Genomic DNA, 25,248 nt, shown 5'->3' with positions numbered 1-25,248 from the left:
GAAGTGCATGCAATTCCCCACAGAAAAGCGGATCGAATTTTTGAATTGATCAGGAGGCCCCGCCCCATGGCCGTATATGCCCATTCCGTCGGCGCCCAGACCTATCGCTTCGACAGCCTCAAGGATGTGATGGCCAAGGCCAGTCCGGCGCGTTCCGGGGATTTTCTGGCCGGTGTCGCGGCCCTCAATGACGGCGAGCGCGTCGCGGCACAGATGACTTTGGCCGACATCCCGCTATCCCACTTCCTGCAGGAAGTGTTGATTCCCTATGAGTCCGATGAAGTCACCCGACTGATCATCGACACCCACGACAAACAAGCCTTCGCGGTCGTCAGCCACCTTACCGTCGGCGGCTTTCGCGACTGGCTGCTCAGCGATGCCGCCGACGAGCCGGTCCTGCGCGCCCTCGCCCCTGGCCTGACTCCGGAAATGGCCGCCGCCGTGTCGAAGATCATGCGTGTGCAGGATCTGGTGCTGGTGGCGCAGAAAATCCGCGTGGTCACGCAGTTTCGCGGCACCCTGGGCCTGCGCGGTCGCCTGTCCACGCGCTTGCAACCGAATCACCCCACCGACGAACCGGCCGGCATCGCCGCGAGCATTCTCGACGGCCTGCTGCACGGCAACGGCGATGCCATGATCGGCATCAACCCGGCCACCGACAGCATCGCCTCGATCTGCGCCATGCTGGAGATGCTCGACGCAATCATCCAGCGCTACGAAATCCCGACCCAGGCTTGCGTGCTGACCCATGTCACCACGTCGATCGAAGCGGTAAATCGCGGTGTACCGCTGGACCTGGTGTTCCAGTCGATCGCCGGCACCGAAGCGGCCAACGCCAGTTTCGGCATCAACCTCAATATATTGCAGGAAGGTTACGACGCAGGATTGAGCCTCAATCGCGGCACGCTGGGCCAGAACCTGATGTACTTCGAAACCGGCCAGGGCAGCGCCCTGTCGGCCAACGCCCACCATGGCGTCGATCAGCAAACCTGCGAAACCCGGGCCTATGCCGTGGCGCGGCATTTCAAACCGTTCCTGGTCAACACAGTCGTAGGCTTCATTGGCCCGGAATACCTGTACAACGGCAAACAGATCATCCGCGCCGGCCTGGAAGACCACTTCTGCGGCAAATTGCTCGGTGTGCCCATGGGTTGCGACATCTGCTACACCAACCACGCCGAAGCCGACCAGGACGACATGGACACCCTGCTGACCCTCCTGGGCGTCGCCGGGATCAACTTCATCATGGGCATCCCCGGCTCCGACGACATCATGCTCAATTACCAGACCACCTCGTTCCACGATGCGCTCTACGCTCGGCAGACCCTGGGGTTGAAGCCCGCTCCGGAATTCGAACAGTGGCTGGCGAAAATGGGCATTTTCACTCAAGCCGATGGCAGGGTTCTCTTCGGCGACAGCCTGCCGCCAGCCTTCCGGCAGGCCTTGGCGCAACTGGGATGAGCATTGATATGGATAAACTACCCTTCGATCCACACAACCCCTGGTTGGAACTGCGGCGCCTGACGCCAGCGCGAATCGCTCTGGGCCGCACCGGCACCAGCATTCCCACCCACGCGCAACTGGACTTCCAATATGCCCACGCTCAGGCGCGGGATGCGGTGCACTTGCCGTTTGACCATGCCTCCCTCGGCGCGCAATTGGCCGAACGTGATCGCGAGTGTCTTTTGCTACACAGTGCTGCGACGGATCGCAACACGTACCTGCAACGCCCCGATCTGGGGCGAAAACTCAGTGATGCATCGGCGCAGACCCTGCGTGATTACGCGACGGCCCATCCGGGAGGCGTGGATCTGGTGATTGTGGTCGCCGACGGCCTGTCGGCATTGGCCGTTCATCGCCATACCCTGCCGTTTTTGACACGCCTCGAAGAGCAAATGGCAGGCGACAGCTGGACTGTTGCGCCAGTCATACTCGTGGAACAGGGCCGGGTAGCCGTCGCCGATGAGATCGGTGAGTTACTTGGCGCAAAAATGACCGTGATTCTCATCGGCGAACGCCCTGGCCTCAGCTCCCCGGACAGCCTCGGTTTATATTTCACCTACAATCCCAAGGTCGGCCTTACCGATGCCTACCGTAATTGCATCTCCAATGTCCGGCTTGAAGGGCTGAGCTACGGCATGGCGGCACACCGTTTGCTGTATTTGATGCGTGAAGCCTGCCGGCGGCAGTTGTCAGGGGTCAATCTGAAGGACGAAGCGCAGGTTCAGACACTGGAGTCGGACACAGGAGGCGACATGAAAGGTAATTTCCTGCTCGGCCCCCCGAATGCCTGAACCACCTCCGCATTGCACATTCGTACCAGTTTCAGGCAGGATCGTTGCGCGGCCGCCAAGGGTTTCCCATCGCCGTCAGAGACGTAAGACAGCCACTTGAAGACGAGACCTACCATGCGGATTATTCAAGCGACCCTCGAACACCTGGACCTGCTGACCCCGTTGTTCGTCAAATATCGCGAGTTTTATGGTTCCCTGCCGTATCCGGACTCGTCCCGGGCGTTCCTCGAAAAACGCCTGCGTCGCAAGGAGTCGGTGATCTACCTGGCCCTGTCCGATGACGACAGCAACAAACTGATGGGTTTCTGTCAGCTTTACCCGAGCTTCTCTTCGCTTTCGCTCAAACGTGTGTGGATCCTCAACGATATTTATGTCGCCGAGGACGCCCGCCGCCAGTTGGTGGCCGACAACCTGATCCGCACCGCAAAAAAAATGGCCAAGGAAACCAATGCCGTGCGCATGCGTGTTTCCACCAGCAGCAACAACAAAGTCGCGCAGAAAACCTACGAGTCCATCGGATTCAAGGAAGACACCGAATTCAAGAACTATGTGCTGCCGATCAGCGACGAACTCTGAATCACCTGCACCCTGCTCGCGATGGCATCGACCGGACTAGACTGGCCCAACGATGCGCCGGCATCGCGAGCAGGCTTGCTCCCACCTGTTCGTTATCAAACATCAGCCCTGCGATGAAATTCCCCGCTACAATCTCGACGCGATTTTCACCTCTCGCCTCGTATAATCCCGATATTCCCGGCTTGTAAGAAAAACTACCCCTATCCGTAGTCTTACGCGAAGTCATCCGCACAGGCCTGCTGAGTCGGGCCGTCACCACAGGTGCTATCCATGGATTTCAACCCGATCGACATTGTCCTGCATCTCGACGTCTACCTCGACATGCTTGTAACCAACTACGGGGCATGGATCTACGCCATTCTGTTTATGGTGATCTTCTGTGAAACGGGCCTTGTGGTCATGCCCTTCCTGCCGGGCGACTCCCTGCTGTTCATCGCCGGTGCCGTGGCAGCCGGTGGCGGCATGGACCCGGTACTGCTCGGCGGCCTGCTGATGCTGGCGGCGATTCTGGGCGACAGCACCAACTACATCATCGGACGAACGGCGGGTGAAAAACTGTTCAGCAATCCGAATTCGAAGATCTTCCGTCGCGACTACCTGCAACAAACCCACGACTTCTACGACAAGCATGGCGGCAAAACCGTGACCCTGGCGCGCTTCCTGCCGATCATCCGCACCTTTGCACCGTTCGTCGCCGGTGTTGGGAAAATGCCTTATCCGCGGTTCTTCGCCTTCAGCGTCTTTGGCACCGTTCTGTGGGTCGGCGGGCTGGTGACGCTCGGTTACTTCTTCGGCAACGTACCGTTCATCAAGAAGAACCTGTCGCTGCTGGTAGTCGGCATCATCCTGCTCTCGCTGGTGCCGATGATCATTGGCATGGTGCGTAACCGCCTCGCCGGCTCGAGTTCCAAAGCCGAATCGCGCTGACACGATGTGGTCCCTGAGCGCCTGGCGTCGCCGGCGCACTCTGGCGAAGCACCCGATTGCCGATGACATGTGGCAACGGGTGCGCCATCACCTGAGCTTTCTCGATGGCATCAGCGCCGCCGAAGACCAATGGCTGCGCGAAGCCTGCGTGCTGTTCCTCGAAGACAAGCACTTGAGCGCCCTGCCCGGTGTCGAACTGCATCAGGAACAACGCTTGCTGCTTGCGGCCCAGGCGCAATTGCCGCTGCTGCACCTCGGCGACCTGAACTGGTATCAGGGCTTCCACGAAATCATCCTCTACCCCGACGACTTCCTCAGCCCCCAGCGCCATCGCGATGCCAGCGGCGTCGAGCACGAATGGGACGGTGAGCACAGCGGTGAAGCCTGGCAGCAAGGCCCGATCATCCTCGCCTGGCCCGGCGTAATGGCCAGTGGTGGCTGGGAAGGCTACAACCTGGTGATCCACGAACTGGCACACAAGCTCGACATGCTCAACGGCGTCGCCAACGGCCTGCCGCCATTGCATCCCGACATGCGCGTCAGCGACTGGGCCAGCGTCATGCAAGAGGCCTACGACGACCTCGACCGGCAACTGGAACGCAATCCCGATGCCGAAACAGCCATCGACCCGTATGCCGCCGAGAACCCTGCCGAGTTCTTCGCCGTCACCAGCGAATACTTCTTCAGCGCCCCGGATTTGCTCCACGAGGCTTATCCACAGGTGTACCAGCAGTTGAAGCTGTTCTATCGCCAGGACCCGTTGGCGAGGTTGAAGCAACTTCAGGCGCATGACCCTGTCTATCAGGCACACCAGTGAGCGCCATACGACTTCTGGTCCATGGCGTCGACACGGGAATATGCCTATAATCGCCGCCACTTTTTGGTCAATCCGGCCAAGTGTTTTTGGTCAACTAACGGGGGCAACGCCCAATGAGCTACAGCAAGATTCCGGCTGGCAAAGACCTGCCGAACGACATCTACGTCGCGATCGAGATTCCGGCCAACCACGCGCCGATCAAATACGAAATCGACAAAGACAGCGATTGCCTGTTCGTTGACCGTTTCATGGCCACCCCAATGTTCTACCCGGCCAACTACGGTTACATCCCGAACACCCTGGCTGACGACGGTGATCCCCTCGACGTGCTGGTCGTAACCCCTTACCCGGTTGCTCCAGGTTCAGTGATCCGCGCCCGTCCGGTCGGCATCCTGAACATGACCGACGACGGCGGCGGTGATGCCAAAGTCATCGCAGTCCCACACGACAAGCTGTCCCAGCTGTACGTCGATGTGAAGGAATACACCGACCTGCCAGCGCTGCTGATCCAGCAGATCGAGCACTTCTTCGCGAACTACAAAGATCTCGAAAAAGGCAAATGGGTGAAGATCGAAGGCTGGGCCGGCGCAGACGCCGCCCGCGAAGCGATCACCAAGTCGGTTGCTGCCTACAAAGGCTAAGCTCGGCTGCTGGCTTTTAGCTGTAAGCGGCAAGAAAAACCCCGGGTAATCCGGGGTTTTTTGTGGGTGCTTGATAAGCACGCCAAACACCCCGTTTAAATAGACCCTCCAATGGTTTTTGCTTGTTTAAAATTCCCCAAGAGCGTCTTACATCCAGTCGTAAATTTCCCGCGAAATTTGAACGAGGCGTTTATTCAAACCCTTGTTAGCCGCCAGTAGACTCGCGTTCATGAAAAAGAACACTAGCGGCCCACGCTTCAAAGCGCTCCTCGAAGCAGCGAACATCACGACCACCGGATTTGCCGAATTCCTGGATACGGCTCCGCAAAATGTACATAACTGGTACACCCGCGGTGTGCCTGCCCATTGCATGGAGGAAGTCGCTCGAAAACTCTCCGTCAGCAGCGACTGGCTGAAAACCGGTGAAGGCTCGAAAGATGCCCAACATCTGCGCCTGCTCGACGAAACCGGCAACACCTTCGATGCCCAGACCATCCGTGGTGTCTACACGGTCATCGAGCCTGTCGACGTCGAACTGCCATTCCTCAAGGAAGCTGTCACCGCCCCGGGCTCCAACAAAACCCACGTCATAGAAGACTCCGAGAAATCCATCCGTCTGCCCCGCAGCCACCTCGACTCCCTGGAAATCAACCACGCCGACGCCATCTGCGCCCTGATGAGCGGCAACAGCATGGGTGAGAAAATCGAAGACGGTTCAACCCTGGCGATTGACCGTGGCCTGACCCAGATTGTCGATGGCGAGATCTACGCCATCGAACATGACGGCATGCTGCGCATCAAGTACCTGCACCGACTACCGGGCAACTCCCTGCGACTGCGCAGCCACAACCGCGCCGAATACCCGGATGAAATATTCAGGACCGCACAAATCGAAGAGCAGAACATCAGGGTACTGGGCTGGGTATTCTGGTGGTCGACCCTGAACAAACGACGGCCGACGGTGCCGTTTCTTTAAGCACTCCAGAACGCCCATCGGCCGCCCACCCGGGTGGCCAAACGGCTCTGCCCGGCACTTCCCGCTGGGAATTTCCATCAAACCTGCGTATGCTGCGCCCCACATTTGCGCATCGATCCGCCCTGCGGCTCAGATGCTCTGGCCTGACAGATGACTTTCTCACCAGGTCCCACAGCCGGACGCAAGATCCGGGTGTACGTTTTGAAGGCTGGCGCGGTTTACCAAAAATGATCCAAGCCAGTCCCCGAGAAGCCGGCCACAAGCCGGCTTTTTAATGCCTTTTTGAAAGCCACCCTCATCTACTGAAAACCGCGATCGCCTTGCTAGATCAAGGGTTTCGGCCTATTTTCGTTCCTGTGAATTCCGTTTTGATCCGAGGCGTTCCACGTATAAGTGGGGAACAAGTGGGGGAACAGAGGGCGAAAAAATGGGCAAACTGACCGCCAATCAAGTCAAAAATATGGTTGAGGCTGGGACGTACGAAGACGGTGACGGGCTTCGTCTTTTGGTGAAACCCTCAGGACGAAAAACCTGGGTACTCCGCTTTCAATTGAATGGAAAACGCAGGGAGATGGGTCTGGGAAGCTACCCTCAGCTCGACCTGAAAAAAGCCCGTGCAGCCGCCTATGAAAATAAAGTTCATATCCTCAACGGCACTGATCCACTCGCGAAACGACAGGTGGAACAAGCCGCTCAGCGGGAAGCAACACGCCGGGAACTGGCGCAGTTGATTGCCTTCGAGAAGCTGGCCTCTGACTACCGAGACGCCCATGGATCAAGCTGGTCGGCGAAATGGCGCAAGGGCTGGCTGAGGAAACTTGAGCTCTATGCTTTCCCTACAATAGGGAAGCTGTCAGCCGACCAGATCGAGACCAAACATCTGATCAAGGCGTTACAGCCAATCTGGTCAATCAAAACACGGACGGCAGACGAGGTTCGAGGGCAAATCGAACAGATACTCGATGCCGCAAGAGCGCGGGGGCTCAGGACTGGAGAAAATCCGGCTCGCTGGCGCGGCCATCTGGAAAATCTCCTCAGCCGCAATGAGAAGAAGAAGGCACGTAAACGCCAACATCACCCGGCATTGAAATGGCAGGACCTACCAAGACTCATGGAAATCCTGCACAAGGATTCCAGCCACGTTTCTATCGCGACTCAATTGCTGATCCTGTCTGGCGCCCGCTCACACATGGTCCGATTCGCACGTTGGGATGAATTCGACCTTGAGGCAGGCCGCTGGTCGTTACCCGACGAACGAATGAAAACCCGTCAAGCCTTCGCGATCCCACTCGCCCCCGAGGCCGTTTCATTGCTGAAGAATCTCCCGACGTTAAGCCGCGAGAGCCCATACGTGTTTCCAGGTCGCGGCCGAAGCGGGGTCATGCATGCCAACGGTATTCGTAACTTGTTGCACGCTCTCGGCTATGAAAGCATCACTCGACACGGGTTTCGTTCAACTTTCCGAGACTGGGCGGGCGAGCAGACCAACATTCCGCGAGAGATTTGTGAACTGGCACTGGCTCATGATGAGCGAGGTGAAACAGAGAGTGCGTACTCTCGCTCTGATTTCTTCAATAAACGTCGAGAATTGATGGAGCTTTGGGCGCGGTACGCTACGTCTAAAGTGAGCAGCGATACTACCACTTACAATGAGTAGCTTTGGAATTACCATTCCGCGACGTCAAAGACTTCCTGCTTTTTTTTAGTCAGCGCCTATTGAAAAAATCCGTATACGATAGCTTAAGCGATCTTCAAGTTTAGCTGCGGATTCTTTCCAAGCAGAAGCTATACACCCGCAAGCACCGCACATAAAGACTTTTAACCTATACGGACTTATATAACCTACACATCTAAACCAGGGCAGGCACTAGCCCACCCTGACAAGTAAAAACAATAAATCACCATATTTAGTAGAGTAAATCTTTCCCTTTACCAGTCAAAAAGGCTTTGCCATCACGCTCTTCAAAAAAACCATCATCTATCAAGGAGTTTATGGCTGGTTCCAACGCATCGCGCTGCTTTGGATTTAAGTTTATTGTTTTGTGAAGCAAAACATTTGTCGGTAAAACGTGCCCTTCATCTAGACGCAGCTCCCGAGCGAGGGAAACTATATAATTTTTCATTTCCTCTAGCGGAGAAACCTGTTGTGCATTGATACTGTTCATCATGTCAGAAATTTTCATTTTACTTCTCAACCCTCAACTTAGCGTGAATTTTACAAAAAATATTGCATATCATAATAGCGCATTTAGCTCAACGAATAAAAACACCTCTCTTCGACCCTCATTTTTTAGCAGCATAGTTTGAAATCCCTACAGACCTGCCAAAAAATTTTTACCTACTTTAGCCTTACCACGATATTCAGCTAAAGGCACCCCGTATCCGCCACTACAACCGAGCTTGGTCTTTTGGCTGATTCTAACCGATCGTTTTCAAAACCGACGACCTTGAGTCCTTCCAGACCAGTCATTACAAATCCGAGCAAACCTACAGGAGTCACTGGCGGAGACATAACTCTGCCGGATATTGCTATTTAACAAAATAGCCCCCACCGCCTGTCAAAGTCTCCATCGAAATTCGTTGGGTATCCGGAGACTTTCAAGGAGCCCAATCATCCAATCCGCTCTCCGTCCCGAACAACCGCCTACTAGAGCCTATCGACCTATCAAGGATTCGCGACATATTGAATGTCACAGCCAAGCCTCTGAACCGCGCACCCTTAAATAGCAAAATAGCCATTTGATCACTCGGAAATAAAGAGTTGGGAGAATGGATGTAGTTCGATGGCGCGCTGTCGCCTTCATGCTCCCTCCTCCTCGATCCTTGTTTCCGTACAATTTAACGATTAACCTTTTACCGCCGCGGTCAATCCCGCAGCCAGGTGTCAGAACCTGATTCGTTCGAGGCGCATAGCGCCATAGCTAGTAGAAAGTGCTTACAAAGGCTTAGCTGCTGCTTTTCTATGGCGGTCCGTGCGGGACAGGCTTCGGCCTGGCCGGTTCCCTCGGACGCCGGTTTCTGACTCCCGTACGGTCCGCCACCCAATCGTGTCAGAACGAAGGGGTGGATGGTTCCTTAACCGTCCGAGGAGATAAGGAAAATGTCCTATCCCCCTTTTACGCCCGCGCACCACCCTTCGTGCTTAACCATCGTTGTTATCCAATGGGGAGGACTTCCCTATGCTTGATCACTCCTTGCTAAACAGCCTACCCAAACCCAAAAGCATCGACACCTCGTCGTTGAGTCAAGAAGAGGCCGCCGCTACGTTGCTCCGATCAGCGTGCCTTCGCCTGAACGGCGCACAGAGCCTGATTTTGCACGCCACGGAACAGCAAGATTTGGTGGTTGAACTGCTGGACGATGCGGCAGTGCTGTATGACATGGCCTTCCAACGATTACTGGGACGGCCGCCCGAGCGCGCGAGGCGAAAACATAAAGAGTACTACTCGATTCCCGCAGCAGATGGCAGACCCGGCATCCGAACGCCTTGGGGTAGCGACTACGCCCCCATGATCGAAGACGGCGTGCGATGTGCAGAAGAGTGGCTGAAGGACTCATTGTCACTTCCCCTTTGGTGGGCCCTTTCCCACCACCGTAAAAGACATTGGGCGGGCGATTGCCAGGACTCCTTCGAGGCAGGCTTCTTGTTACGTTTGCAGCAACGACTGGTGCAATTACAGTCTTCTCCACCTCCCGCATCCACCCGCTTTGAAGCATGAGAATCAAAGGGCCAGACACGTCTGGCCCTTTGCGTTTTTACTCAAAAAGCTCCGGCCAAGTGAGCTTGCTCACGCCGCCTGCCGGAGATTTAACCTAGCGATATCAAGATCACCACGACATTCAAGCGCTATGCATTCCTCGCATCTCCGTGGGATTCATAGGAACGACGACGGTGGGCTGACCTTCCACTTCTCCTACCGGCAAACAGCTAATTGCTAAGGATACTGGCGACAGCGGCGACAGCGGCGACAAGCCCCGTCAGCCGTGGCTTTGAGGCTGGCGACACCTATGGCGACAGTCGCCACTTTTGTCGCCGGCGTCGGTTAACGGCTTGACCGATTTTATTCACAGGCGTAGTTACTGGCGCATGGATCGCTGTCGTTGACAGCACCAGCCCAGGTAGCCCGAACCTTCGAGGCTACGCCACACAGTGGTGGTTCAATCCTAAGTGCGATCAGCGTCCGGTGGCTCGCACGGTCACAATCCCCTTGTGATGGATGCCTACTCTTCCTGTGCGTCTGTGCCGCAGACTGTTTGCTTCTTCACTTCTGCCCTGCAGCAACCTCCTCCTTTGGCTCATCTCGCTGCGCCAGACTGCGCCCGTCTCTTTCTCCTGGAAAGAGACGGGCGCTCATCACCCTGCTGCAGCCTACGTCTGATCGGGCTTTGCGGCACTTCACCTCGTGACAATCGGCGTGACAAAACCGATTCGACACGTCTCGCATTAACGCTGGCGACGATGCCGCAGCCCAGGACAGGCTGCACCTGACTGACAGTCAGGCATGCCCCAATCACTACGTTAATGCCTTCACCCACCCATGGTCTCGCGGTACTGGATTCGTCAGCCGGTGCAGCCTCCACCCGCCCGCATCCTCGGATGCGTCCAGGAGGCCAGATTCATGGGAGTTGCCCAAGCTCTTGGTCGTAAAGAGCCGTCCGTTCCGCGTCAGTGAACACCCTCACAGGCCGCAGGGGCCTTTATCCCTGATAACACTCAACATCCGTGGCGGGAGTGTGAGGGCAACACTGGGATAACAGGAGAACGATGATGCTGCAATCAAGCTGGAGCTTGCCCCCCCAACCCTTGCTGGAGGCCAGCCAGGCGCCCTTGGATTATCCGGTGGCCGCCCTCGGTGATCTGCTCGGGCCGGCCGTCGAGCGCATGGCCGAGGTGATGGGTGTGCCGCAGGCCATGGCAGCGCAATCGGTGCTGGCAACCTCGGCCTTGGCCACTCAGGGGCATGCCAATGTGCAATTGGATGGCCGAGTTTATCCGCTGTCGCTGTACCTGCTCACCATTGCGGCTTCCGGTGACCGTAAGACGGCGGTGGATAAGCTGGCCTTGCAGTCAGCCCGCGAGTGGGAACGCCTGCAATGGCAGGCCTACCGCGAAAAACTCAGTCGTTACCGCGCCACGCTGGTGCAATCTCGGAAACAGATGGCAACGATCGATAGCTACACAGGCACGCCAATCCAGATAGAGCCAGAGCCCGTAGCGCCACGACTGATCAGCAGCGAACCGACCATCGAAGCCCTGACCAAAAGCCTGTGTTTGGGGCTGCCAAGCATGGGACTGTTCAGCGACGAGGGAGGCCAATTCCTCGGCAGTAGCACCATGAGCCGGGACAACCGCCTCAAGGCCGTGACCACCCTGTCCTCGCTGTGGGACGGTAACCCCATCGATCGCTCTCGTTCCATGGCCGGAGAAAGCCTGCGCGCCTATGACCGGCGCTTGAGCCTGCACTTGATGCTGCAACCTTACTTGGCGGGACAACTGCTCAAGGATCCGTTGCTCAACGGCCAAGGCATCTTCGCCCGTTGCCTGATCACCTGGCCACAGAGCTTGGCCGGACAGCGTTTTTATCAGCCGGTGGATCTCACCCAAGACATCAGCCTCAAACGTTACACCCAGCGAATCACCGACTTGCTGCAGCGCCCCTGGGCAGTTGACAGCGATGGCGCATTACAACCCAAAGCCCTGCCCTTGAGAAGCCTGGCTCGGCAAACCTGGATCAACCTGCACGACACCATCGAAGCCCAACTGGGCGAGTTCGACGAGTTGGCCAACGTGCGCCCCAGCGCCTCCAAGGCTGCGGACAATCTGCTACGGATCGCCGGCGTCTTTGCGGTACTGGAAGACCGCGACCTGATCGAGGTCACGCACATCCAGCGCGCTTCCTCGTTGATGGATTACTACCTGACCGAGATCCAACGGCTTACCGAGCAGGAACCGATCAACACCCTGCGGGAAGAAGCCGATCGGCTACTGCGCTGGCTGCAGGAAAAACAGTGGCCACCTTTCACAGTTCGAGATCTGTTGCGCAACGGCCCGCGCTTCGCACGCAAAAGCAGCCATCACACGTTAGCCCTGCTGGTCGAGTTGATCACCCATCAATGGCTGGGCACGGACGGACACTCCTTCGAGGTGCGCCATGTTTAGACTCAATGAAGCCCTACGCAACCGGCGCGCCCAGGCGAAAAACGCTCATCATTTACAACTTGTCGCCACCACTGTCGCCACTTTGTCGCCACGCTCCACGCCAGGTACCGCGGGGTTTGTCGCCACTGTCGCCGCTGTCGCCAAAAACCAAGGGGATAGCTCACACATCAGCGATCTGATTGAGCGCCTATACCAGGAAGGTGCCGAGTTGTTCTGCCTGGACAACCGGCTGTGTTTTCGCCCCAGTGACTGGGGCCAACTCCCCCGCGTGAACGGCCAGTGGCGCGAACTATTGGCTTACCTACACCAACAAGCGAAGGAGCTCCAGGATGGCCCTGGTCGGCAGACGTGACGGTCGCAACTTTGGTTATGGTCGCCAACTGAGCTACGCCGGTCCGCAGGCGCTCAAGGATCTGTTCGGCGGCGGCCATTTCGCCACGGTCAAAGCCCATAGTGATCGTTGGCTGGCGTTCGTTAAGTGGTGCCGGTCCGCTCAAGGCCCTGGCTACAACGATGCGCGGCAAATCGATCGGCAGACGCTCCTCAACTATGCCCAGTACCTGCGTCAGCAAATCGACCGCGGCGACCTCAGCATCGCCACCGCGCAAAACCGATTGTCCAGCGTCAACCGCACACTCGCGGCGCTGCGCGGTGATCAGTATGTGAAAGTCCCGAGCCCGAGCCAGACGTTAGGGCGGCAGCGCTCGACGATCCGCACCGTCGCGCCACAAGGGCAGGATCGACAGCAGATTGAGCGCATTACTCAGGCACTCCGCAATCAGGGACACCATCGCATCTGCGCCATCGTGCACTTGGCCCGTGAAACCGGCATACGTTTGCGCGAAGCGATCCTGGCAGATCTGCCTCGATTACAACGTGAAGCCGAGAAGTTTGGTCGAATCAACATTCAGGACGGCACCAAAGGCGGCCGTTCGGGAGCTTCAGCGCCGCGATGGGTCGAGGCTAATGAACAAGTGAAAAGGGCGTTACTGCTGGCTCAAAGCGCATCACCGACCGGCAGCCGCAACTTGCTGGCCCGAGATGAAAGCTACGCCACGTTCTTACAAAAAACCGTGCGCTCTGCCCGCGAAATACTGCATGAACAAGGGTTGAAGGGTTTTCATGAACTGCGAGCGGCCTACGCCTGCGAGCGTTACGAGCAGCTCACGGGCCACGCAGCACCAATCAATGGTGGTCCCGGCTATCGCGGTGACCGCGACCTTGATCAACGGGCGCGCCAACAGATCAGCGTTGAGCTCGGTCATCACCGCATCGATGTGGTTTCGGCCTACATTGGAGGCAGAGCGTGACCAAGCCCTTCGATATGGCACTGTTCCTGAACGGCGTGCTGAGCGGCTCGCAAGCCACACAGCACCGACACCTACGGCAAGCCCGATTCATACAAGCGGCCATCCAACAGCGATGGCAGCGAGACAATCCATGGACGTGGCGGAAAAAGCATCTCGCATGGTTCCTAAATAACAGACTGGAAAGTCGGGCAGAAGCAACGCGCTACCGCTACCGATTAACCATTCAGTTGATAGCGCTCCGTCTTGGAAAGCCATGTTTTCGTCCAAAAGCACTACAGAAGTACCCATTAGCAAAATAGAGAATCCATGTCCCTGACCCCAGGATAAATTAGCCAATCCGAGCAGCAGCAACCGACCAGTGTGGACAGTAGACAGAGCGATTGCAAAATAGTAGCGTTGCTGGCAATTGACATCGCACTAGACGCTTATGAGCTATCGACTCTGAAAATAAGGAACGGCACCCTCTGGACCAAAGGCGTGTCATGGAAAATGGCTCAAGTGCAGGAATTTTGGGATGAGCGCGATTGATTTTGCTGACGGATTAAACGAAAGAAAAATTTCTTTTTCACTTTTTCGAAATGCGTTACACCAGAACGACTTAGCCGCATCATTGGGCTGGGAACGCACTATCGACAAGCTTACTGAACACTTAAATTCGCCGAAAACCTCAGCGACTTACGCGACTGGCTTAGAGGCAGTCTATGTAGATCTGACGCTCAATGGCAACAAACTCATTAAGGTATTTAAACTACTTGGAGATTACGACGAGCTGATAAAACACTTCAGCATGGAGCTAGTTGAGAAAAAAACTATTTATGACAAAAGATTTCCGCTCCCTTTAGAGCATGATGATCTTGTAGCTGCGCCACTTACCTTATCCTGTGCCGATTACTACACCACCGAGGATAGATCGTCTTTCGTGTTTTGCTCCAAGCAATACGTAGTCGAGAAAGAAATACTTCCTGCCGAATCATTGACTGATAACGCCCAAAATGATTATGGTGATTTCGATGAGATTTACGGTGTTCGCAAAAGGGCTGTTCAACTATTTGACGTCGTTTGTGTTGACAGAGAAAGTGGTACTCTACAGATCCGTATGGACGGACTAGACGTACAAAAAACCAAAGACATTGAGCGTCGACTGCTAATATTAGAAAGTAAAGTTCTTCAAGTAATCGAGGCAGCTTTCGACGTCACCAAAATCATTTCGGGCGCCATAAATTTTTTTCCTTGCATTAAAAAACTCTACTCTTCTGGAGATGGAAGAATAGCCGAGATAGGCCATACAACAGATAGCGCCGGTGTTCATCGCGGCAAAATGCGTACCAAGCAACATGATTTCAGAGATGACACCTATCATGCTGGAGGGGTCGCGGGAATCGTTGAATTAAATCCTCACATGTTATCCAAATGCTGGAATAGCCCCTCTCGGCAGGGCTACGTTGAATTAGTGATCCCAGGAACTGTTGCCTTAACCAGTTCAGCAAATCCGACGATTGACACAGCCTTCGTCCTATCTTGCGCCTCAGATATAGACTATGATTTTGTCATGGACAAGATATTTGAATCAATGACACCATGAAGCTTGATTATGCGCTAGCAACTATCGCAGAGGACATTAGACCTTCTGAAAATCAGAAGGTTTTTGCTTGTCTAGCTGAATATGTTTTTGCGCACAAAAAAGACATCAAACATCTCACCTACTCTTCCATTGCACAAGTCATCGGCACACAGCGACCCGAAATGCTATTACAAGTTGCTCAATACCTTTCAGGAGAGAGGGTTAAGCTGCTTGAGATGAAGTTCGAGCTAATAATAGACGACAACATCATACCTCTCGATGACGAAACTGTTTACCATGCAGAAATAACAGGTTCGCTAATCCATCCTGATACTGGTTATCCGGTCAAAGATTATGACCGCTATATATATCCATATTTCATTCCTTCTAGAGAAATTGAGAATGGGTGAAACCGAGAGCAACATACTTGACAGATTCACCCTTAAAGACATCAAAGAACTTGCAGACCAGCTTGGTGTTGCTGGCCTCGCTGGCTCGATAAGACGATACACCGCGAGCACCTACCAACAATTCATAGACACCTTGTACTCTGACCTAAATAGTATAGTGTCCACATTACAAGAAAACCCCGAACTCAGAAAAGATGATGGTGAAGATAGACTTACCTTAGAAATTCTAAGCATCCTTCGAGGCATGGGTTACGCGGCAGGCCACGAGACTAAGATAGGAGGACATACAGATTTATCCGTCAGAGGAAAAAACAACTACCTCTGGATTGGAGAGGCTAAAATACATGGGTCGTACGATTATTTATTCCAAGGCTTCCAGCAACTGTGCACTCGCTACACCACCGGAGACACCAACCAAGATTGCGGAGCTCTTATTATATATATAAAAAACAAAAATTGTGCAGCCGTAGTTAAAGAATGGCGAGAGAGAATTACTGCCCAAGGGCTGACCAACCTCTCAATATCTGACTGCGAAGATAGGCCCGACTTTGTTTTTCATACAACGCACACCCACGAACGATCAGGCACCCCCTTCAATGTCAAACACATTGGCATAAGTTTATATTTCAACCCGCAGGACAAAGGTAAAGCCCCTATACCTTAACTCGAAGAAACCTGCCAGCAACCAATCGATTTCTTTCGGGTCGATATCCCTATCAATACTGGCGACCTTAATAAGTACTGATTTAGCCGCTTCGAACGAGTACCGGTCTTTCTTACAGACCGTATTCTTTGGGCCCTGACATATTTACCAAGGGCTACGCAGACAGAAACTTATCGAAGTCTAGAGGCGCCGAATTCGATACCAAAATCTATAACTAGCTGATCGACACTTAACTACCAGCAGGAGCACAGCTAATTTCCTGCAGACTTCCAGAGCAGCAGAATATCTAGGCTCTGTGTAACTTACCGTTCGTCTGGTGTCAGCACCATACAAAATACCTATTTAAGGCTCGTGCAAGGTGTGGCCCTTTTCCTTTCTGCCCAGCACTTTGTCCAGTGCTCATTCGCCACGGCAAGGAAATGATGCGCCAGGCCCGCGGCCTTGTCCGGCACTCCCTGAACGAATGGCGGCACTATACGGACAGGGAAGACCCGACCAATCGTGGACGCCACACACATCGCGTCCAGTACTGCCAGACAGCTTGCTGAGGCATCCTGAGTTAGAATCCCACCCATCATTTATATCCTCTGGGAATACGTCGCTCGCAGGGCGACGAAAAGGAAAACTGTAATGCCCCTCACGCTTCAGCAACTGGAACGTCACCTGTTCAAGGCCGCAGACATTCTGCGCGGCAAGATGGATGCCTCGGAGTTTAAGGAATACATCTTTGGCATGCTGTTCCTCAAACGCTGCTCCGACGTGTTCGAGGAGCGTTACGAGGAAGTCGTAGCGCAGGAAATTAACGCTGGCAAAAGCCAGGCCGAAGCATTTGTCTCTGCCGAGAATCCGCGCTGGTACAGGCGCGACGGCGCTTTCTGGGTGCCAAGTTCCTCGCGATTCAAGCACCTGCTCAACGAGGCGCACATCAATGTCGGCGATCTGCTAAACAAAGCGCTGGCAGGTATTGAGGCGAATAACGCTTCCCTGGAAGGGGTACTGGAACACATCGACTTCACCCGTAAGGTCGGCCAGAGCAAGATCCCCGATATTAAGTTGCGTCAGCTGATCAGCCATTTCAGTCTGGTGCCTCTATGCAACTCTGACTTTGAGTTTCCCGACCTGCTCGGCGCCGCCTACGAATACCTGATCGGCGAGTTCGCCGACTCTGCCGGCAAAAAGGGCGGTGAGTTCTACACCCCACGCTCGGTGGTTCGCTTGATGGTTCGCCTGCTCAAGCCGAAGTTGAAACACGACATCTACGACCCTTGCTGCGGCTCGGGCGGCATGCTGATTGCCGCCAAGGAACATATCGACGAGCACGGCGAGGATGGCCGCAAGGCCAACCTGTTTGGCCAAGAGTTTAACGGCACCGTCTGGTCCATCGCGAAGATGAACATGCTTCTGCACGGCATCAGCACCGCTGACCTGCAAAACGATGACACCCTGAGCGATCCACGCCATACGGAAGGTGGTGAGCTATTGCGCTTCGACCGCATCCTCACCAATCCGCCGTTCTCTATCAACTGGGGCCACACCGAGAAAGATGCCAATGGCCAGCCGGCGTGGAATCCGCAGTACCCTGAAAGGTTCAATTACGGTCAGGTACCGTTGGGATCTAAGAAGGCCGACTTGATGTTCCTTCAGCACATGCTCGCCGTCTGCCGCGACGAAGGTATGGTTGCCACAGTTTTGCCCCACGGAGTGCTGTTCCGTGGCGGAGAGGAGAAAGGCATCCGCGCCGGTATCATCGAGGACGATCTTCTCGAGGCGATTATCGGTCTGCCGGCCAACCTTTTTTATGGTACCGGCATCACGGCCTGCATCATGGTCCTTCGCCAACAGAAGCAGGAAGGTGCCAATCGCGTCAGCGGCAAGCCGACCGAGCGCCAAGGCAAAGTGCTGTTCATCAACGCCGACCGTGAATACTTCGAGGGGCGCGCGCAGAGCTTCCTCCTGCCCGAACATATCGAGAAAATCGCCACCGCCTTCGATGAATTCCGCCAGATTGACGGCCTATCCGAGATAGTGGACATCGCCACCCTCCGGGCCAACAACTACAACCTCAACATCCGTCGCTACGTGGACAACGCTCCACCACCCGAGCCTCACGACGTACGCGCCCACCTGCTCGGCGGCGTGCCCTGGGCCGAAGTGGCAGCTAAGGCTAGCCTTTTCAATGCCCACGGCCTCGACCCGCTGGATCTGTTTATTGACCGCGACGGGCGCTACTACGACTTCCGCCCCGAATTGGACAGCCGCCAGGCACTGAAACCGGCCATCGAAGGCAATGCCGGTCTGCAAGCCAAGGAAGCCTCTATTCGTAATACCTTCGAAAGCTGGTGGGGCGAGCACAGCCCGCGCATTACTGCCCTGGCTGGGCAAACGGACAACACCAGTAGCCTGGTCAGCCTGCGCAGCGAGCTGCTGCAGAGCTTCAGCCAGTCACTGGAAAGCATTGGCCTGCTCGACCCTTTCCAGGTGCGCGGCATAGTTGCCGGATTCTGGTACCAGAGTAAATACGACTTCCTCACCCTGATGGCCCGGGATAGCAAGAGCGTGATCGATGCCTGGCGTACCAGTATCGTCACTGCGCTGGAAGACAAAGCAAGCAAGGAGAGCCCGCTGGAGCACAAGCTGGTGAAGTTCCTACTCGGCTCCTTTGTGACCGAACTAGCCGAACTGGACACAAAGAAAGCCGAACTGGAAAGCCAGCTCAAGGCCTCCGTCCCAACCAAGAGTGAGGATGGCGAAGAAGCTGAAGGCGAAAACGAAGCAACCGAAGGAGACGAGGAAAACATCGTTGACGAAGCCCAGATCAAAGCCTGGAAGGTAGAACTGATCGAGGTGAAAAAACGGCTCAAGACCAAAAAAGAAAGCTTCAACAGCCATCTTAATCAGGCCGTCGATGGCCTGACGCCCAAGGCCGCTGCCGACCTACTTCTGACCATACTGCACAATGACATGCAGGCCATCGTCGAGCGCTACATTGCCGCCCAGCGGAAGCAGATAGTCGCCGCCTTCGACAACTGGTGGGACAAGTACCGGATAACGCTAACCGAGATTGAGCAAAAACGCGATGCAGCAGCGCTGACGTTGCAGGGGTTCTTGAGGGGATTGGGGTATGTCTGAGCAGTGGCTGACAGAGACTTTGGGGAAGTACTGCTACATCAAGGCTCGAATCGGCTGGAGAGGCTTGTCCTCATCCGAATACACCGAATCCGGCCCCTATTTGATCGCAGGCAAACATCTTGAGCGCGGGGTAATCGAATGGGAGAGCTGCGACCATATCTCAGACTTTAGGTATCAAGAGTCTTGGGAAATTGCACTATCCGAGGGCGATGTCATCTTGACCAAGGATGGGACCATCGGGCGTGTTGCTAGGGTTGATCAACTCCCAGGAAAAGCGACCATCAATGGCACGATGATGCTTTTGAGGCCACACAAAGAAATCGACTATCGCTTCCTATACCACGTGCTCAATGGTTACGGCTTCAAAAAACTTCTCGAAGATAAGGTTTCCGGAAGCTCTATTCCGCATATTTTCCAGCGAGACATGGTTACATTGCCGATCTCGTTTCCACCCCAAAATCATCAAAGAATATTGGCTAACGTACTTGACACTGTCGACACCGCCATCCGCGGAACAGAGGCAATCATCGACAAACTCAAGTCCGTCAAGCAGGGCCTGCTGCACGATCTACTGACCCGTGGCATAGACGCCAATGGCGAACTGCGCCCGTCCCAGAGCGAGGCACCACAGCTCTATAAGGCGTCGTCGTTGGGTTGGATTCCGAAGGATTGGTATGTCGAACAGCTTGAAAACCTTTTGGCGGATACTGACCCCGCTATGCGCTCAGGACCATTCGGTAGTGCACTTCTGAAGGATGAACTCGTTGAATCAGGCTTGCCGCTTTTGGGAATTGATAATGTACATACGGAGCGATTCGTAGCTGAATTCAAGCGCCTCGTAACACCTGCAAAATTTCTGCAGCTCTCGCGGTATGCCGTGAGGCCGGCCGACCTGATGATCACGATCATGGGGACAGTCGGTAGATGCTGCCTGGTTCCCGATGACATAGGCCAAGCATTGTCCTCGAAGCACACGTGGACAATTTCGCTCGACAAAAACCGATATTCTCCTTACTTGGCAATGCTTCAGGTGAATTATTCACCATGGGTGGCTCAGCATTTCACCAAGGACCAGCAAGGCGGTACGATGATGGCGATACGCTCCGAAACGCTACGAAGCCTTTTGCTGCCAGTGCCCTCTCGTGATGAGCAACGTGCGATCGAGGCACGACTGCAGCAAGTCAGTAACCGGATAGATACCGAAAAAGCTGCCTTGGCGAAGATGCAGCTTGAAAAAACCGGCCTAATGAACGACCTCCTCACCGGTCGCGTACGCGTCACACCGTTACTGGAAGGATCCACCCCATGACTGACTCAAGCGCCACCTCGCTAATCGACCCGCCCAGTGGCTACACCGACTGGCTGGCCGAACTGAAAACCCGCATTCACTACGCCCAGCAGCGTGCAGTGCAGGCAGTGAACCGCGAGTTGGTGCTGCTCTACTGGCAGATCGGACGCGACATACTCGAGCGGCAGAGCCGTGAGGGCTGGGGTGCCAAGGTGATCGAGCGACTAGCTCACGACCTGCGCACGACATTCCCCGATATGAAGGGCTTTTCCCGCGCCAATCTAATGTATATGCGCGCCTTTGCCGAGGCTTGGCCGAACGCTGAAATCGTCCAACAGGCTGTTGGACAATTACCTTGGGGCCACAACCTGGCGCTGCTCGCCAAGCTGAAAGATCCGCAGCAGCGCCTGGCCTATGCCCAAAGAGCCGTAGAATACGGATGGTCGCGCAGCGTGCTGGGCATGCACATCGAAACCCGCTTGCTGGAGCGAGAAGGCAAGGCGCAAACCAACTTCGCTACGCAGCTGCCGGCACCGGGCTCGGACCTGGCCCAGCAGACGCTGAAAGACCCCTATGTCTTCGACTTTCTCGATGTGAACCGGGAAGCGAACGAGCGCGAAATCGAACATGCCCTGGTGCAGCATGTAACCCGTTTTCTGCTGGAGCTAGGCGCTGGATTTGCATTCGTTGGACGGCAGGTGCCGCTGGAAGTGGGCGGCGACGACTTTTTCATCGATCTGCTGTTCTATCATCTAAAACTACGCTGCTATGTGGTAATCGAACTGAAGGCCGACAAATTCAAGCCCGAGCATCTGGGCCAGCTGGGCTTCTACCTGACGGCCGTGGATGTACAGATGAAAGGCGAACACGATGCCCCCACCATAGGCCTGCTGCTGTGCAAGAGCAAAAACAAGGTAGTGGCAGAATACGCCCTGCGCGATAGCGCCAAACCCATGGGCGTCGCGGAGTATCAATTGATGGAGGCGCTGCCGGCCGAGCTGCAAACCACCCTGCCCAGCATCGAGCAGATCGAGCAGGAGCTGGCTGAAAATTGAGTCTCTATCAACTGACATCCGCCCGTATGGGCGCCAAGTAAAACTGATGGAGTCGGGGTGAAATCGGAAAGATTTCATCCATTGAAAATGGAGTGGTGAGATGGGCTGGGAACTGGACGACGTTGAGCAACCCTTTGTCGCACAGCTGCAAAGACTGGGCTGGACACACATCGAGGGGAATCTCGACATCCCGGCCGTGACGGGTCGCAACAATTTTGCCGAAGTCATCCAGGAAGCCCAGCTGCGTGAGCGGCTGCGGGCCATCAACCTGCGCGATAGCGAAGAACCCTGGCTGGATGACGAGCGCATCGCCGAAGCCGTTGCAGCGATCACCCGCCTTGGCACCGCCAAGCTAATGGAAGCCAACCAGAAGGCCACCGAGCTGCTGCTCAAGGGCATCACAGTGGATGGTCTTCCTGGCTGGGATGGCGGTCGTGGGCAGACGATCCAGTACATCGACTGGGAGACGCCGGCCAACAACCACTTGACTGTGATCAACCAATATCGGGTGGACTGCCCGCCAGGCTACAACAGTGGCAAAAAATTCATCGTCCCTGATCTAGTGTTGCTGGTAAACGGCATTCCGCTGGTAGTAGTGGAGTGCAAGAGCCCATCCATACCCGAGCCTCTGACAGAGGCCGTGGACCAACTGCGCCGTTACAGCAACCAACGCAAGGCGGCCTTCGAAGTTGAAGACAACGAAGGCAACGAAGCATTGTTCGCCAGCGTACAGTTACTGATCGCCAGCAGCTTCGATGAGGCGCGAGTCGGTTGCATCGGCTCCGGTTTCGCTCATTTTGCGCAGTGGAAAACGGTAGTCGGACCGGATGGCCAGGGCAGCGAGCAGGAAGTAGCAGGCCGGCTGGGCAAGTCCGTCTTGTCCGAGCAGGAGCGGCTGATTGTCGGCCTGTTGTCCCCTGCGCAGCTGCTGGATGTGCTGCAGCATTTCATGCTGTTTATGCAGGTCAGCGGGCAGACCATCAAGACCGTCTGCCGCTACCAGCAATACCGTGCTGTAAACCGTGCCATCACCCGACTGAAGACCGGCCAGACCCGCCACGAGCATGGCGAATACGACCAGCGCGGCGGTATCGTCTGGCACACCCAGGGCTCTGGCAAGAGCCTGACCATGGTGTTTCTGGTACGCAAGATGCGCACGGACACCCAACTACGGCGTTTCAAAGTCATCGTGGTGACAGACCGCAAAGATTTGCAGAGCCAGCTGTCGGCAACTGCCACGCTGACCGGCGAACTGCCGGAAGTGGCTTCCAGCACCGAGGGTGTGAAGGTGCTGGCTCGGCGTCAGGGACCGGGACTGATCTTCGCCACTATCCAGAAGTACCGAAGCTCTGAACTGGAGGACGAAGAGCTGTCCGGCGAGAACGATCTGCCCGCAACGCTCGGCGCAGAGCTCAAGGTTGCAGAGAGTCGTGGCTCCTACAGGGTCAGCAGACCCATCGAAGTATTGAACAGCGACGAAAGTATTCTGGTGCTGGTGGATGAGGCGCACCGTACCCAGGCCGGCGACCTGCAGGCCAGCCTGATGGCTGGAATGCCCAATTGCGCACGCATCGGCTTCACCGGCACGCCGATCATCATGGGCGACAAGAAGCGCACCCATGAAATTTTCGGTGCGTTTATCGACAAATACACGATCAAGGAAGCCGAAGCTGATGGCGCTACGGTGCCTGTGCTCTACGAAGGGCGCACAGCCCATGGCGCGGTCAAGGACGGAGCCAGCCTGGATGAGCTGTTCGAGGATCTCTTCCGCGAACACAGTAGCGAAGAGCTGGAGTTGATCAAGAAGAAGTACGCCACCAAGGGCCATATCTTCGATGCCCCGGCCCTGATCGACGACAAAGCGCGTGACATCCTTCGCCACTACGTCACGAATATCCTGCCCAACGGCTACAAAGCTCAGGTAGTAGCTTACAGTCGGCTGGCCGCCATTCGTTATTTCAGCGCCTTACAGAGCGCTCGTGACGAACTGCTGAGCGAGGCAGAAGCACTGCCAGCTGCCGACAAGATGCTCGACGATGAAGCTCTGTGCATGCGGCCACCCAAAGTGCAGGCGCGCATCCAGGCCTGGCGCTACCGCGACACGCTGCGTAGCCTTGAATTCGCCGCGATCATTTCCGGGAGCAATAACGACGACTCGTCGTGGAAAACCTGGACCGACGGCGGGAAACACGAACAACTGATCAAGCGTTTCAAGAAGCCGCTACGGCATGAGCAGCCGGGCAAGGCCGATCCGCTGGCCTTCCTGATCGTAAAGTCGATGCTGCTGACCGGTTTCGACGCCCCCATCGAAGGCGTGATGTATCTGGACCGACCGATCAAGGAGGCAGAGCTTCTGCAGGCCATTGCCCGGGTGAACCGTACCGGCCAGGGCAAGCGCTGTGGCATCGTGGTGGACTACTACGGCGTGGCCAACCACCTGAAAGAAGCCTTGGCGGCCTATGCCGACGAGGATATCGAGGGTGCGCTGGTCAGCATCAAGGACGAGGTGCCAATCCTACGAGACCGTCATCTGCGGGTAGTGGACGTGCTGCGCCGCCAGGGTATCGAGTCGCTGGACGATACCGAAGGCTGCCTAGCCGCCCTTGATCAGGAGAAGGTGCGAGCGGAGTTTGCCGTCAAACTCAAGGCCTTCCTCGCTTCGCTCGATACCATTTTACCGCGCCCAGAGGGGCTGCCCTTCATCAAGGACGCAAAGCGTCTGGCTTATATCCATGCTCGCGCCCGCAACCGTTATAAGGACCTTCCGGTACTAGGCAAGGATATTGGGGCCAAGGTGCGCAAACTTATCGACGACCACGTCATATCCCTTGGTGTCGATCCGAAAATCCCGCCCATTCAGCTGACCGATACTGATTTCGAGAAACAGCTATCACGCAGTGCCAACGACCGCGCCAAAGCCTCGGAAATGGAGCACGCCATCCGCTCTCACATCCGCAAACATGCAGATGAAGACCCCGTGCTGTTCCGCAAACTGTCCGAGCGGCTGAACGACATCCTCAAATCGCTCGATGAGCAGTGGGATGCGCTGGTCACTCAGTTGCAGAAAATAATTTCCGACTTGCGTTCGGGACAGATCAACGAAGACACTGCTCCGACCGATCTTCCCGAGCATTACGCGCCCTTCCTGCGCACCGTCTTGGATGTCGTTTGTTTCGAAGTGGACCCTCAGCCGGCTGAACTGTTACGGCTGAAAGATGTGACGGTGGAGTTGGTCGATCTGCTGGTTGATGAACTGCAGAGCCACCGGGACATCTGGAGTCCTCGCAAGCGAGTAGCGCAGGAAGACCTCACCGGCCGACTGTTCGACCACCTGATGCTTTTGCGGCCGCCGTTTGTCGATTCCGACACCGCGGGAATACTGGCCGACCGGCTACTGGATCAGGCTCGGGCCAGCCACGACAAGCTGATGCAGGTGTAAG

Annotated in this window: 20 protein-coding genes; 19 read left to right on the top strand and 1 reads right to left on the bottom strand. The window is 55.7% G+C overall.

Annotated features, from left to right (window positions below):
* Positions 1-66 precede the first annotated feature (66 nt).
* The 8 genes from KGB07_RS24665 (at position 67) to KGB07_RS24630 (ending at position 7,888) form a co-directional block, all read left to right on the top strand.
* Entirely contained in the window at positions 67-1,461 is a 1,395-nt protein-coding gene (locus KGB07_RS24665; RefSeq protein ID WP_046041664.1) for an ethanolamine ammonia-lyase subunit EutB, read from the top strand.
* Positions 1,462-1,469: 8 nt separating this feature from the next.
* Complete coding sequence (eutC, locus tag KGB07_RS24660) at positions 1,470-2,294, top strand: ethanolamine ammonia-lyase subunit EutC (RefSeq protein ID WP_046041663.1); 825 nt, start codon at positions 1,470-1,472, stop codon at positions 2,292-2,294.
* Between the two features lie 114 nt (positions 2,295-2,408).
* On the top strand, positions 2,409-2,870 hold the full coding sequence (locus KGB07_RS24655) for a GNAT family N-acetyltransferase (RefSeq protein ID WP_046041662.1): 462 nt from the start codon (positions 2,409-2,411) through the stop codon (positions 2,868-2,870).
* 270 nt (positions 2,871-3,140) lie between these two features.
* Entirely contained in the window at positions 3,141-3,797 is a 657-nt protein-coding gene (locus KGB07_RS24650) for a DedA family protein (RefSeq protein WP_046041661.1), read from the top strand.
* Positions 3,798-3,801: 4 nt separating this feature from the next.
* On the top strand, positions 3,802-4,614 hold the full coding sequence (locus KGB07_RS24645) for a zinc-dependent peptidase (protein ID WP_046041660.1): 813 nt from the start codon (positions 3,802-3,804) through the stop codon (positions 4,612-4,614).
* 113 nt (positions 4,615-4,727) lie between these two features.
* Entirely contained in the window at positions 4,728-5,255 is a 528-nt protein-coding gene (gene ppa, locus KGB07_RS24640; protein WP_007990564.1) for an inorganic diphosphatase, read from the top strand.
* 229 nt (positions 5,256-5,484) lie between these two features.
* Entirely contained in the window at positions 5,485-6,231 is a 747-nt protein-coding gene (locus KGB07_RS24635; protein WP_046041659.1) for a helix-turn-helix transcriptional regulator, read from the top strand.
* Between the two features lie 427 nt (positions 6,232-6,658).
* Positions 6,659-7,888, top strand: coding sequence for a tyrosine-type recombinase/integrase (locus KGB07_RS24630; protein ID WP_223466801.1), 1,230 nt, complete (start codon positions 6,659-6,661; stop codon positions 7,886-7,888).
* Positions 7,889-8,138: 250 nt separating this feature from the next.
* On the opposite strand, the gene KGB07_RS24625 is transcribed toward KGB07_RS24630, so the two are convergent.
* Entirely contained in the window at positions 8,139-8,414 is a 276-nt protein-coding gene (locus KGB07_RS24625) for a hypothetical protein (protein WP_223466800.1), read from the bottom strand.
* Between the two features lie 996 nt (positions 8,415-9,410).
* Here KGB07_RS24625 and KGB07_RS24620 point away from each other — a divergent pair.
* From KGB07_RS24620 to KGB07_RS24570, 11 genes are all read left to right on the top strand, one after another.
* Entirely contained in the window at positions 9,411-9,950 is a 540-nt protein-coding gene (locus KGB07_RS24620) for a LasR-specific antiactivator QslA (protein WP_223466799.1), read from the top strand.
* Positions 9,951-10,999: 1,049 nt separating this feature from the next.
* Complete coding sequence (locus KGB07_RS24615) at positions 11,000-12,391, top strand: YfjI family protein (protein WP_411741543.1); 1,392 nt, start codon at positions 11,000-11,002, stop codon at positions 12,389-12,391.
* A gap of 329 nt (positions 12,392-12,720) precedes the next feature.
* Positions 12,721-13,701, top strand: coding sequence for an integrase domain-containing protein (locus tag KGB07_RS24610; protein WP_223466794.1), 981 nt, complete (start codon positions 12,721-12,723; stop codon positions 13,699-13,701).
* Positions 13,698-14,000 carry a hypothetical protein gene (locus KGB07_RS24605; protein ID WP_223466792.1) on the top strand — a complete coding sequence of 101 codons (303 nt, stop codon included), beginning with the start codon at positions 13,698-13,700 and terminating at the stop codon, positions 13,998-14,000. The genes KGB07_RS24610 and KGB07_RS24605 overlap by 4 nt, the downstream gene beginning before the upstream one ends.
* A gap of 215 nt (positions 14,001-14,215) precedes the next feature.
* On the top strand, positions 14,216-15,283 hold the full coding sequence (locus tag KGB07_RS24600) for a hypothetical protein (protein WP_223466791.1): 1,068 nt from the start codon (positions 14,216-14,218) through the stop codon (positions 15,281-15,283).
* Entirely contained in the window at positions 15,280-15,672 is a 393-nt protein-coding gene (locus KGB07_RS24595) for a hypothetical protein (RefSeq protein ID WP_223466790.1), read from the top strand. The genes KGB07_RS24600 and KGB07_RS24595 overlap by 4 nt, the downstream gene beginning before the upstream one ends.
* The gene (locus tag KGB07_RS24590; RefSeq protein ID WP_223466789.1) at positions 15,665-16,336 is read left to right on the top strand and encodes a hypothetical protein; all 672 of its coding nucleotides are present in this window, start codon (positions 15,665-15,667) and stop codon (positions 16,334-16,336) included. Before KGB07_RS24595 ends, KGB07_RS24590 begins: the two co-directional genes overlap by 8 nt.
* A gap of 630 nt (positions 16,337-16,966) precedes the next feature.
* Entirely contained in the window at positions 16,967-19,465 is a 2,499-nt protein-coding gene (locus KGB07_RS24585; RefSeq protein ID WP_223466788.1) for a class I SAM-dependent DNA methyltransferase, read from the top strand.
* Entirely contained in the window at positions 19,458-20,774 is a 1,317-nt protein-coding gene (locus KGB07_RS24580) for a restriction endonuclease subunit S (protein ID WP_223466787.1), read from the top strand. The genes KGB07_RS24585 and KGB07_RS24580 overlap by 8 nt, the downstream gene beginning before the upstream one ends.
* Positions 20,771-21,808 carry a YhcG family protein gene (locus KGB07_RS24575; protein WP_223466786.1) on the top strand — a complete coding sequence of 346 codons (1,038 nt, stop codon included), beginning with the start codon at positions 20,771-20,773 and terminating at the stop codon, positions 21,806-21,808. Before KGB07_RS24580 ends, KGB07_RS24575 begins: the two co-directional genes overlap by 4 nt.
* Positions 21,809-21,908: 100 nt before the next feature.
* Entirely contained in the window at positions 21,909-25,247 is a 3,339-nt protein-coding gene (locus KGB07_RS24570; protein ID WP_223466785.1) for a type I restriction endonuclease subunit R, read from the top strand.
* The last annotated feature ends 1 nt before the right edge of the window (position 25,248 follow it).

This window comes from Pseudomonas sp. GL-RE-26 (assembly GCF_019956275.1).
Lineage (GTDB): Bacteria > Pseudomonadota > Gammaproteobacteria > Pseudomonadales > Pseudomonadaceae > Aquipseudomonas > Aquipseudomonas grandcourensis.
The sequence above is the reverse complement of the archived record's forward strand: the minus strand, read 5'-3'. Positions and strand labels throughout refer to the sequence as shown.